8 protein-coding genes and 1 pseudogene are annotated in these 13,041 nt (G+C 39.2%); 5 read left to right on the top strand and 4 right to left on the bottom strand.

The window, feature by feature from the left end:
• Positions 1-9: 9 nt before the first annotated feature.
• The 3 genes from INE92_RS24325 to INE92_RS24335 all read right to left on the bottom strand — a co-directional run bounded on the left by INE92_RS24325 (position 10) and on the right by INE92_RS24335 (position 6,146).
• A complete protein-coding gene (locus INE92_RS24325; protein WP_004323633.1) occupies positions 10-1,095 on the bottom strand; it encodes a glycoside hydrolase family 18 in 1,086 nt (361 codons plus the stop codon).
• 90 nt (positions 1,096-1,185) lie between these two features.
• Positions 1,186-2,808 (bottom strand): SusD/RagB family nutrient-binding outer membrane lipoprotein, encoded by a 1,623-nt coding sequence (locus tag INE92_RS24330; RefSeq protein ID WP_118161046.1) that lies wholly within the window; start codon positions 2,806-2,808, stop codon positions 1,186-1,188.
• Between the two features lie 11 nt (positions 2,809-2,819).
• Entirely contained in the window at positions 2,820-6,146 is a 3,327-nt protein-coding gene (locus INE92_RS24335; protein WP_004301370.1) for a TonB-dependent receptor, read from the bottom strand.
• Positions 6,147-6,383: 237 nt separating this feature from the next.
• Between INE92_RS24335 and INE92_RS24340 the strand changes: the two genes are divergently transcribed.
• From INE92_RS24340 to INE92_RS24350, 3 genes and pseudogenes are all read left to right on the top strand, one after another.
• A complete protein-coding gene (locus INE92_RS24340) occupies positions 6,384-7,454 on the top strand; it encodes a glycoside hydrolase family 18 (RefSeq protein ID WP_149952020.1) in 1,071 nt (356 codons plus the stop codon).
• Positions 7,455-7,463: 9 nt separating this feature from the next.
• A complete protein-coding gene (locus INE92_RS24345; protein WP_004310999.1) occupies positions 7,464-8,624 on the top strand; it encodes a DUF1735 and LamG domain-containing protein in 1,161 nt (386 codons plus the stop codon).
• Between the two features lie 26 nt (positions 8,625-8,650).
• Positions 8,651-9,754, top strand: a pseudogene (locus tag INE92_RS24350) (BT_3987 domain-containing protein); the annotation flags it as partial.
• 9 nt (positions 9,755-9,763) lie between these two features.
• Here the strand turns inward: INE92_RS24350 and INE92_RS24355 are convergent.
• Positions 9,764-11,071: an IS5 family transposase gene (locus INE92_RS24355; RefSeq protein WP_008771523.1), complete on the bottom strand. Its 1,308-nt coding sequence runs from the start codon at positions 11,069-11,071 to the stop codon at positions 9,764-9,766.
• Between the two features lie 216 nt (positions 11,072-11,287).
• Between INE92_RS24355 and INE92_RS24360 the strand changes: the two genes are divergently transcribed.
• Positions 11,288-11,512, top strand: a complete 225-nt coding sequence (locus tag INE92_RS24360; protein ID WP_229097062.1) for a hypothetical protein — start codon at positions 11,288-11,290, stop codon at positions 11,510-11,512.
• 20 nt (positions 11,513-11,532) lie between these two features.
• Positions 11,533-12,840 (top strand): DUF4989 domain-containing protein, encoded by a 1,308-nt coding sequence (locus INE92_RS24365; protein WP_004301374.1) that lies wholly within the window; start codon positions 11,533-11,535, stop codon positions 12,838-12,840.
• The last annotated feature ends 201 nt before the right edge of the window (positions 12,841-13,041 follow it).

Below are 13,041 nucleotides of genomic sequence, written 5' to 3' on the forward strand. Positions count from 1 at the left end.
GGCAGTTTTTTATTTAACGGTTGGACTCAATATACTTATAGCTTCTTTTAAGGTTGGGTATACATTGCTGGCATTAAAATAGTCTTTTTCCGCTGCATCAATTGAAATTCCAGCTTTGGTGTAGTCAGGCGTCTTTGCCACTGCCCATTGAGCAGCTCCAATGATGGCAGATGAGCCATCTCCGAGTTCACCATTGTAACTCCCCGAATTGGTAAGATAAGGCGTTGTTACTCCCATGATGAAGCGGTCGGTTGGTACGTTTTTTGCTGATGCCATGAGTATGAGATAAGACATCTCGTATTGGTTTTTTGCTCCATGCGCATTGACAATGATGTATTTACAATCAGAAAGCAGACTTTTACCAATAACGTTCTGCGGGTAACCTTTGAAAAGCAAGTCCTTATTAGTATTCGCAACTTTCCAGTTAGCTACCGCGTCAAAGAATGCTCCTTGACGTGCTGTTTCAGCGGCAATTTCATTCTCTTCAACAAGCGAATTGAGGTCGAAGCCTGTATAATTCACTACAATTCCATCTACATCTAAAGCGTTACTTGCGGCGATTTGTTTAGTGACCTCACTTTTGCAGTATTCAATAAAACGTGTTGCATCGTCGACAGTCTCTTCTCCTTCTTCTCCATTTTCTGTTTCATCAGATTCGGGATTAGGTACAGCGTTGGCTGCTTCTTCTTCAAGAATCTTTTTCCATGCACTTTCTATAGCATCGAAATCAACTAATCCCAATACTTTTGTACCCAATCGACGTACTTCCTTCATCTCAGATATATTTGCCTGATTTACTTCCATTGTATTGTTTAGACAAATATAGTCGAGACTGTCAGGCATATCAGTAAGATGTTGACTGCGTGAGGTTGTTACAGTACTTACATTATTAACTGAAACAATTACTACCTGATGGTCTGTTGCTTTAAAGTTGTTGAGAGATTCCAGGTATTGAGCATAAAGTTCCGGATTTTGTTCCTCCATAGAAGGAGTATGTATATTGATGCTTTCTGGATCTGTCCAGTCAGAACACGAGAACTGCATCATAGAACATGCCAGCATTACAGGCATGAGATATTTTATTTTTCTTCTCATATATGCTATAATTAAGGTAATTTTATTTGTATAATTTAATATACTAAGTACTTGGTATATATTTTTATTTTTTGTTACTCATTGGTTGATTTATTTACAGTCCCACCATACGTGAGTTGCCATCGTATCTCCTCTTTTAGTCTTGGACTCTTGTGTCAATGTCGCAACTGCTGCTTCTACGCTTTCTCTATTTTCACGATATTCATCAGTTGGATATGGCATGCGTCGTGCACCTTCCGCATCATTAACAATTCCTCCACTTGCATTTGCTACCATTGGCATTAATTTAGGATAGCCTGTACGACGGTACTCAGTCCATGATTCCATACCATTTGGAAAGTTTGCAATCCATTTTTGAGTAATAATCTGTTCTAAGCTTTTTTCAAAATCACCTCCAGACCATGCCACAGTTACATTTGTATTAATAGCTCCAGAGTAATCATAAGTTTGGGCACTTTGTCCTTTCAGTGGATCTTTATATGCTTCTACTTTTCCCGTACTTGCAAGATAATTTTCGACTCCACTGGTAATTCCGTTTTCTTCAAACGACAAACGGATTCCTTCCTCATAGAAGTCTTTAGCTGTTCCTCCCATGTTCCAGTTACGAAGAGCTCCTTCAGCACGCAAGAAAGCGACTTCTGATGCACGGAACACAACTATATTATCACTCGTAGTGACTTTCATACAAGAAGAGCCTTGTGACCAGGAGTTATATTGTCCTTGCAGAATACCCCGACGTAAACCTACATAACTTTCTTCTCCAGTATATGCATTTCCCGACACGGTGCCAAAAGTACTTTTATCATAATATGCTTCGCGACGAGGATCGTTGTATGCATTCATGTAGCAGGTTAAATCCGCTGAAATTCGTGCATCTGACCATAGTACCATAAAACGTTGCCATGGATTATGATCGGCAACTTTACGATAAGCGCCATCAGTTGCAGCAGTCATAACACCTGCTGCTACAGCTTCTTCAGCCAATTGCTGTGATGTTTTTCCATTCACGTTAAATCCTGCTACATAGCAAGTACGCATCGCCATTCTTAGCTTCAAAGAGTTGGCAAACTTATACCATGCTGATGTATTGCCATTATAAATTCTATCAGCACTTGAGCTGAAGCTTTGGTTGCCAAACTTTCCTAATACTGTAATAATATTATCCAAATCTTCTAGCATTTTGGCATAGACAGCTTGCTGAGAATCATAAGGGGATTTGATCGCATTAGCTGCACCTACTTTTGAATAAGGGATGGGACCATATGTATCTGTTACACGTAACATTACGACGATACGATATAACTCGGCCAACGATAAGAAAAGTTCATCATCGCTTTGATTTTTCAAATTGAAGTAATCAGGATAAAACTTTGAATAAAAATCATTGAATGGAATTTTTTTCCAATCGTCTGAAGGATTATAAGTTGCGTAACGACCAGACCAACCTGTACCCAAATTGGAGTCTGCTACATATCCCGAAAATGCTCCTGCCATCAAACAGTCTACATATTGAGAAAAGTTCTCTTGTTCTGGCATCATCAAATCTTGTAAATTAAGAGCTAATGATCTTACCAAATACCAATCTACTCCCATGTCATTTTGGTCTGGTTCATGAGGATTTTTATTGTAATCTTCAAAGTTTCCTGTACATGCAGTTGCACCGAAAAGAAACATACCAGTGACTATAAACTGTATTATTGTATTTTTCTTCATCTTTTCCGTTTTTAGAATTTAAGTTTCAAATTGAATCCTACGCTACGAAGGCTAGGCATCATAAAGTAATCAATTCCCTGGTAATAGTTACCTGTAGTGGCTACAGATTCAGGATCGAAAGGAGCCTTGCAATAAATCATCCACAAGTTACGACCTACCAGCGAAAGAGTGATATCCATAATATTTTTCAATTTCTTTCTTGGGATAGTGTAGCTGACAGAAGCTTCTTGCAGACGTAAATTGGTAGCACTATAAGTGTAATATTGAGGAATACCGCTGTCGGCACCAACCACTGTATACCACTTTTGCGCGTCAATCATATCGTTGCCGTTTATCACGACTCCACCATTATCACGAGCTGCTGCTGTAGCTTCGGATACACCATAGGAGTCAAGAACGGCTTGAGTCGCAGAGTAAACGACTCCTCCCAAACGGGCAGTAAGAAGGAAGCCAAGTCCCCAGTTACCATATTGAAAGTCATTGCGCCATGCCATATTAGCTTTTGGAAAAACAGATCCTAAATAAATATCATCAGCTTTGTCATTCACTGCTACATTTCCATCGGCATTTACATAAATCTTATTATTTGAATCTCGAAGCAAGTCAGACTGTGAGTAGAGATCACCTAAAGATCCACCTACTTTTAGAATGAACCGTGCCTTTGATAAACCACCTACATCCATACGGTCTTTTGTTATTTCTTCACCGGTTACAGGGTTTATGTAACCATCAATCAGGCTTAAAATCTTGTTTTTATTGGCACTGAATGTGTAGTTAGAACTCCATGAAAACTTGTTCCATGTATTCTTGTAACCAAGTGAAAGTTCTACACCACGGTTACGTACGTTACCAGTCTGCGCATAGAATGTACTATAGCCTCCTGTTGGAGAAAGCTTTGCATCCATGGTTTGATTGTAAGTCTTGGTATTATAGAATGAAACATCAAAATTGAAATGTTTAAGGAAACGTGCAGTAAGACCTACTTCCCAAGAATCTGTACGTTCCGGTTTCAAATCATACAATGGATATGCAGACTGAGAAGAGTATGCTCCTGTTGAAGTATTCCATGAAAAAGTTGGATAAGCAAGGAAGCGTCCAAATGGTAGACCTACGGATGCCCAAGAAGCACGTAGTTTTAAGTATGAAATACTTTCAGGTAATTTGAAAAGTTCAGACAAAACAACAGAGCCTCCTACTGACGGGTAGAAAAAAGAAGACTGTTTTGAGTTCGGTCCCGCTAATTGACTTGGCCAATCATTACGTCCGGTAAGAGTCAAGTAGTAAGTACTTCTATAACCAACTTCTGCAGATGCAAATATAGATTGTGTTTGTTCACGATAACCAGTTTCTTCACGTTTCCCAGTTTCTTTATCCAATTGAGCAACTGTGAAAAAGTTAGGAAGTCCATTCGCTGCAATTGGTCCACTAACGGCAAGAGCTTCAGAACGATTGTCTGAATAAGATGCTCCGATATTAGCTGTTAAACTCCAATCCTCGCCAAATGTTTTATTTATATTCAACAATAAGTCTGCATATGTTTGCTTGTCACGAGTGTTTGTTACACCATAAAAACCATTTTCACCTTCAGCAATAGTTGCGATGGTAGAGGCATAGTATTTTTGTGTATATGTGTTGTATGAATTATCTAGACGTACACGTCCAGCTACGTTCAACCAACTTAGAATATCGTAACTTAAAGCTGCACTCAACATATAACGATCTTTGTCATTTTCACGCAAGTTACGATAATTAATCCAGTAAGGATTTTGTAAACGGAACGATCCCCCTCCTTGAGGCCAATATTGCGTATACATATTACGCTCTAAATCATAACGTTCGTACATTTTGTAATCTTCCCAGTCATTTCCACGCGGAAACAGGTAAGCAGAAGACAATGGGTTTGCATAAATACCTTGATTCACCATATTACGGTCTTTCTGCATAATATATTGAGCACCAACATCCAGTTTCATCTTATCTTCTAGAAAAAGAGTGGTGTTCCGGAATGTAAAGTTATAGCGGTCGTATTTGTTATTTGGAATAATGCCACGCGAATTAACGGCTGCGGCAGAAAGATATGTCTGATTGTGTTCAGTACCAGTAGAAAGTGTTACAGATTCTGTTCCAATAAGCCCAGTCTGAAAATAATCACTTGCAGGATCGTATCCGCGGTAATTAGCTTCATTCAATCTTTTACCCCAACTAGCATCTGTTCCAGAAGTTCCATAGCGATTCTGAAACTGTGGCATGACGAATGGAGATAACATTTCTGTATTACTAGATACGGTCAAGGCTACACGACCCACTTTTCCTTTTTTGGTTGTAATCACAATAGCACCATTAGATGCATTGCTACCATACAATGCGGCAGCAGCAGCACCAGACAAAACTGACATTGATTCAATGTCATCTGGGTTTATATCAGCTATAGCTTCTGTAGAGCCTTGCGATTGCATCTCTTCAGAACCACCAGAAGCGCTCAGGTTATACATTGGAATACCGTCGATAACATAAAGAGCATTAGACGATTGTTCGATACCCCTGGAGCCACGCATAACAACTTTACTTGCACCACCAATACCAGAAGAAGAAGAGTTGATATTTAAACCCGCAACCTTTCCGTTCAGTGAATTAATAAAGTTCGCATCTTTTACAGCTAAAGCTGATTCTGCATCGACCTGTGTGACATTATAACTCAAAGCTTTCTCTGAACGCTTAATACCCAAAGCTGTAACAACTACCTCGTCAATCACTTGGGTATCATCCATCATCGTAATATTAATGGCTGTCTGTCCTTTCAAAGGGATTTCTTGTGTCTTATATCCGATATAAGAATAAACAATAACTGGGTTATTGCTTTTTGTCACAATTTTGTAGTTACCATCCAAATCGGTAATAGCTCCGTCTGTTGTTCCTTTCACTAAAATGCTAACACCAATCAATGGTTCTCCTTTAGCATCTACAACTTGTCCGGTTATAGTACGTTCTTTCCCGCTTTGTTGTTGTAGTGAATCGGAATTTTCTTTTTCTGATAAATAAATTATATTCTCTTCTATTTTATAAGAGATATCTTTATTTTTCAAAAGTGTGTTTAAAACTTGCTCTAAAGAAGCATCTTTTACTTTTAAAGGTTCAACTGTGACAGTTGATAGCTTGTCATTGTAGAAAAATTGGTACTTTGATTGTGATTGAATTTGTTTAATTACAGTTCCTAAAGTTGTACGGGGAGTTGATAAGGTCAACTGTGCCGCAGCCCATTGTACAGGAACTGCTATCAACAAAAGAATCAATAAAGCTCGAAATAACTTCGACTTTCGAAGCGAATGTTTGCTTTCCATACATTTAATTTAATGGTTATACATTTTATTAAACTCAAAAAGAAGAGTGTCGACTTTCCCTTCCTTTGTTAATAAAACAATGCTAATATAATAAACACTTAGTCCATTTTCTCTTTTTTTTCGAAAAAAGTAAGAAATATCTGATATCTCCTTGAATAACCTATATTTAGAATTTACCAAGTACTTAGAGAACTTGGATGAAAATAATGTGATTAAAATCTTTAAGTGATAATATATATGAAAAGAATAGTAAAAAACAGTTTGTTTACAACAATATTGATGGTGTGGGGGATGATGTATTCCTCATGCGAAGGCTGGACAGACCCAAAAAGCATTAACATCCATTACCCTACATTTGAAGAGCAAAACCCGCAACTGTATGCTGACTATATCAGAGATCTGAAACGCTACAAGGATGGAGAACATAAGTTAGTCTTTGTCTCTTTTGACAATCCGGAAACTAATCCAATCAATCAAACCGAACGTCTCACCGCTATACTGGACAGTGTGGATTTTATCTGTTTGAATAATCCAGAAAAGCTCTCGTCTGAAACACAAGCCGAAATGGTAAAAATACGCGAGAAGAATATCCGCACGCTTTCCTGCATTAATTATGAGAGTTTAGAACAAGAATGGAACAATAAGGCAAAAGATAATTCCGAATTGACGGAAGAAGATGCACAAAGGTATCTGAATGAACGTACGGATGCTATGCTGGTTCTATGTGACAATTATGGATATGATGGTATCCTAATTGACTATACAGGACTTTCAATGGTGGGTATGCAAGAAGATGTGTTACAACAATACAAGGCACGTCAGCAAAACTTCTTCAGCAGAGTGTTGGATTGGCGGATTAAGCATACCGACAAAACATTGGTTTTTTACGGTTATGTGCAGTATTTGGCTCCAGAAAACATGGATATGCTGGATAAATACAATCATCTGATACTGAAAACCGCTTCTTCCAAAAACATGGAGGATCTGACATTAAATGTTTTTATGGCTATTCAAGCAGGCATAGACGTAGCAGGAACGAATGCGGATCTTGTTCCAAAAGATCGTTTTATTGCCTGTACACAGTTTCCTCAACAGGAAGATAAGGATATGATAATTGGTTATTGGGATACACGGGATGCAAATGGAAATAAAGTATTGGCTGCACAAGGTACAGCTCAATGGATTGTACAGGCATCACCAGATTATACCTGCACTGGTATTTTTATCATCAATATCCAAAAGGATTATTACAATAATACTTATGGAACAGTACGTGAAACTATTCATATAATGAATCCTAATAAATAGAAATACAATATGAAATTGCATATTTATCAATTAGCATTTATAGCATTTACTGCATTTACGGTAAGCAGCTGCAAGGATACGGATATTAATGATGAACATCATTATGACAATAAGCTTTATATAAGTTCGGTACCCGTAACAGAAGATTTACTGATTAAAGAAGATGTATTGTTTGACAGTCGTAAAATTACTTATCGGCTTGCTGCTCCTGTCGACAACGAAATCCAAGTCAGCTTTGATGCCAAACCATCTTTAGCGGCTACCTACAATCTAAGTTATGGAGATAATGCTACAGCACTTCCCGAAGCGTTTTATGATATTCCTGTGAAGAATGTTACGATTCAACCCGGAGGAATTTCTGGAGATGATATCATAGTGAATTTCGTTAATTTGAATCAATTGGACGACTCAAGACGTTATGTGTTGCCTGTTACAATCACAAATGTATCTGGAATTGGACTTCTTGAGAGTGCCCGTACTACTTATTTTATCATCAAAGGCGCTGCTCTTATTAATGTTGTAGCTAATATTAAAGAAAACTATTTTCCGATAAAATGGAATAGTGATGTAAGCAAGATGATTACTATTACAGTGGAAGCATTGGTACGAAGTGATGACTGGGTGGCCAAACGTGATAATGCACTAAGTTCTGTTTTTGGAATTGAAGGTAATTTCCTTATACGTATCGGTGATGGCGACCGTCCACGTGATCAACTTCAGGCATTTGTGCCAGGTGGAAGTTTTCCTCCAGCAAATCACGCACCAGGTATTGGACTTCCGGTAGACGAATGGGTACACATAGCTGTTGTGTATAACACTGTCAATAAAAACCGAATCTATTACAAGAATGGTGTGGCGGTGTATAAAGACCAGTCAGCAAATAGTACGGTTGATTTAACTAAGAATTGCTATATAGGCCGTTCTTTTGATGGTACCCGCTGGCTTCCGGGAGAAATTTCAGAGGTTCGTATTTGGAGCGTAGAAAGAACTGCAGAGCAAATTGCAGATAATCCTTATAAAGTAAATCCTGCCAGTGAAGGACTTGTAGCCTACTGGAAATTTAATGAGGGGTCTGGAAAGGTTGTTATAGATCGTACAGGTAATGGAAATGATATCACTGCGAGTAAAGATCCGATATGGGTTCCTGTAGAACTTCCTCAAATATATTAATCCTTTTAATTAAAAAGAATATTATTATGAAACAAAAATATCTGATAACAGGGTTGATGGTTGCCATATTTGCAGGCGGCATAACTTGCCTTACCTCTTGTGATGATGATCTTGTCATAAATAAAGCAATAGATGAGTCAGCATATACTGGCATTTATGAAAACAATGGATACTTGCGTGACGGAAAGTCCAATTTGTCCTCTAACGTAGTGGAGCTATACAAAGATACTTATACTACTTCTGTAAAAATGAGTCTTAGTAAAATGGCGAGTACCAGTACTTTTGCTCAAGTAATTATTGATGCAGACTATTTGGATACTTATAACAAAGAGCATGAAACCGATTTTGAATTGTATCCTGCGCACTTGGTTTCTTTTAAGAATGACGGGAAGCTTATTGTAGATGCACAAACAAAATCTGCTCAGACTGACATCACCATTCAGACGGACGGCACTTTGAAAGAAGATAAAACCTATGCTTTACCTATAGCTCTTACCCACGTAAGTAGCGACATTACCATAAAAGATGAGAAAGCTGGTCATTGTATCTATTTGATAAAAGATATGAGAAAGTTAGGAAACACTTACAAAGGGGAAGATGTAGTAAAGTCATTTGTCTTCTTTGATGGTACAAATCCACTGAATGCTCTTTCTTTTCAACTGGAAAACGGAAAATTGCTGTGGGATGTAGTATCTCCATTTGCTGCCAATATCAACTGGGACGCACAAGCCCAACGCCCTTATTTAAAATGTAATGCTTACATACAATATTTGCTAGATAATAATGAGAAATTTTTGCAACCACTTCGTAAACGTGGAACTAAAATAGTATTAGGAATACTTAGTAACGGGGATATAACAGGAGTGGCGCAACTTTCTAAACAAGGTGCCAAAGACTTTGCACGAGAACTAGCTCAGTATTGCAAAGCATATAATCTGGACGGGGTATGTTTTGATGACGAATATGAAGGTGCTTATGATCCGAATAATCCAGCATTAACAGAGCCTAGTGAGGAGGCTGCGGCACGTTTATGCTACGAAACTAAACAAGCAATGCCTGATAAAATCGTAGCAGTATATGCATTAAGAAGAATGTATAGTTCGAAGGCAACCGTTGTTGATGGAGTAACTAGTCGTCCCTTAAAAAGTACTCATCTGCGGGATATTGCAAGAAAACAGTGTCCCGCAGATTTTTTCAACAAGTAGCCAAAGAACCCTCATGGCTCTTTTGAAGTTGTACGCTGCTGCGGCTAAGAGCAGATTGACAACATCCCCGAACACACCTTTATAAAAGTTGCGTCCTAAACGAAAGTCTGATTTCAAATGCCCGATAGTCGGCTCTATTCCTGCACGCTTGCAGAATAGCTTATGTTTCTTCTTGCGTGTGTAATAACTGTCTTTCCTGTTTGGAACATCGGGTATCAGTATCCCGGTGCCGCCCACCTCTTTCTTTCCTCTGTACCCCCTGTCCCCGGCCAACTTCCTGATCTTCTTTCCGGTAATGCGTTCCACCTGCCTGAGGGATTCTTCAATGGTATGCCCGTCATATTCATTCCGGAAAGACTTGGCACCCAGTATGACACCGGTAATTGAGCGGACGATTGAAACCTTGTTGCCGAACTCGTATTTCTTATGTTCTTTCCCCTTGCTGATACACTGCACCTCCGGTTCATGCAGGGAATAGATTTTCCCGGGAGAATTGCGCTTCTGTGAAAGCACCCGCTCAAAGAGGTCGAGCAGGGAGTCGTAGCCGTGGTTTTCTTTCAGGTTGCGCCTCAGTTCCCTGACAAGCCTTCCCGCAATGGTGCGCAGCCGCTTGTCCGCTTTCAGGGCCTTGCCACGGTTCTTGGGGTGGTTACGGAAACGCTGGTCACGGTAGATCTTCTTGAGGACAAAGGTATAGCTCTGGCGCAAAGGAAGCCCTAAGGATTTTACGACAGACAACACTTTGCGGACTATCTTTTTATGCAACTTCGCATCCGTGGGATAAGTCACGTTCTTTTCCTGTACCGTGGAATCGATGAAGGCCGTGCAGTGATGGTCCGGGCCGTCGTCCTCCTGATTGACGCGGATACTTTCTGACAGAATCAGTTCCATGCCATTTTCTCCGACACGCTTACGGAAGTGTACCAGTTCGCTTGCATTGCAGGGATAGGAAGGCGTGAATTCCAACATACCGCAAAAGTACTGGTAATAAGCATTCTCGCTCCATTGTTCAACAACCGATTCATCGGACAGGTTACGCACGTGCTTAAGAATCAGAAGTCCGCACATCAGGCGGATGGGTTTGGCCGGACGACCGTTGACGGCACAGTATAGCGGGGAGAAAGCTTCTTCAAAACGGCGCCAGTCTATCTTATTGGCAAGCAGGTATAAGGGATGCCTGGGATTCAGCTGGTCTGTCAAAGAGCTGAACAAGGAGGGCTGAGGGGTGGTCTTGTTTATCATAATAATCTGCAAGTTTTCAACCATAAAGATACAAAAACTTGCAGATATATCAAAGCAATTTATATATTAATATGTTGATTATTAGGCGTAAAAGCACATTCTAAGGGGCGACTAACTATTAAAAACTGGATAGATATTGTAGTTGGTGATTATGGTAGAGATCCTTCTCAAGTTCCGTATGGGGACCTGACATCCAAAGAATGTTCCGGTCAATCCATGGAGTTTGTTAGAGGTACAGGTGGCGATTTACAGGGACAAAGACTGATAAACCAAGGTTCTGGATGGTTTATGGGCTTTTCACCGAAGCCGGAAAATTATGGCAATGTATTCCGGCGTCTGTCTGATGTGAGAACTCTGTATGGTTCTCCGTTACAAGCACCTACCGTGTTCTACAAAGACAATGATGCCACACCTTACCAATATCCCGATGATTTGCAATAAATTAAAAAACAATTGTAGAAATGAGAACACTTTATAGATTTTTCTTATTATTGGCAGTCGGTTTGCTGACAGCCCTTTCTGGATGCGGCGAAGATGAAACTCCAAGTCTGGCTACCTATCCGGATAACAATTTTTCTCTTGTGGCGGAAGACGGAGAAGGCTCGGAAATAACAGTGAATGCCACCTATAATAATGAGGGTATATTAGAATTCGATAAACCCGTAATATTCACCTTTCGTTTTAACGCTTCACCCGAGGACGCAATAGTTACTTTTGAGCCAATCGGAGAAGATGTTGAGTTAAGTGATACCAAATTGATAATTCCGGCAGGCTATACGGATGCCAGTGTTACTTTGGGTATAAAAAATATGGATGTTTTTCAATCTAATTACGATGAAGCTACCTATAATTTAGGAGTGAGAGCTACTGTGCAAGGATATAAAATGCCATCTATTACCTTGGAGGCAAAAGCTTTGATAAAGAAAGAGGCGTATGTAGCTACAGGTTTCTTGGAAGGAAAAGTCGGTAATAAAACTACATTCGAACATACTTATTTCAACGGAGAATTTAAGGACACGGAGCGGAATCTATATACATTCAGTGTACAATTGGATCGTCCTGCTCGGAAAGATGTAAAGGTGAAACTTACAACGGAAGGAGTGGATGACGAATACCTGAAAGACATTAGTATTACTCCTGCAGAAATTATAATTCCTGCTGGTGAAAAGACATCAGGAGATATTACTTGGGAGATTACTAATGACTTTTTGTTGCGTACATCGGACGACTCGTCAAACACATTAAATATCACAGCTGTTTTTGAATGTGAAGATCCGGTCTTCGTGCAGGATGAGAAAAGAAGTTCTTTCACCTTGAATATAAATAAATATATAAGAGGATTTGAACACATATCTTACAAACGGCCTTCCGGTTGGATAGAATGGGCCAAACAGGGTTGGTCTGTAGATGTGGAAGATAGTAGTGATTTTTATCAAAACGATGGTGGCGGTTCGCTTATTGATGGTGAAACCAAAGGTAACTATGAAGGTATATGTTCTGATGGAGATATTTCATTTACACTCGATATGGGAGAGGAAAAAACAATCACTGGAGTAGGTCTTGATTATATATATTATTATGCTCCTCAAAATGTACAATTATCAGTTTCTTCTGATGGAAACACATGGAATTATCTAGGAAAAGTAGCTACTGCTGATGAGAATGCCGATTACTATCAATTCATTGAATCTATAACTGCACGGTATGTGAAATTTGATCTTTTGGCTTCTTGGGGATGTGAGCTTTATGAAATATACGTCTTTAAGTAGTATTGAGTCTAAAAAGAATATAGATTAAAGTTTGTATTCGAGAGGCTGTCTCAAGATTGTTTTTGAGTCAGCCTCTTTTTAATTGCTTTTTCAAAGAACGGGCAGGCGCTAACTTTTCTAAGTCTAACGTTTGCTCATGTTCCTAAATATTTGAATTAAATGCTACATAGTGAAATAAAATATCTATCATAGTATCATTTA

The sequence above is a fragment of the Bacteroides xylanisolvens genome (genome assembly GCF_018289135.1).
Lineage (GTDB): Bacteria > Bacteroidota > Bacteroidia > Bacteroidales > Bacteroidaceae > Bacteroides > Bacteroides xylanisolvens.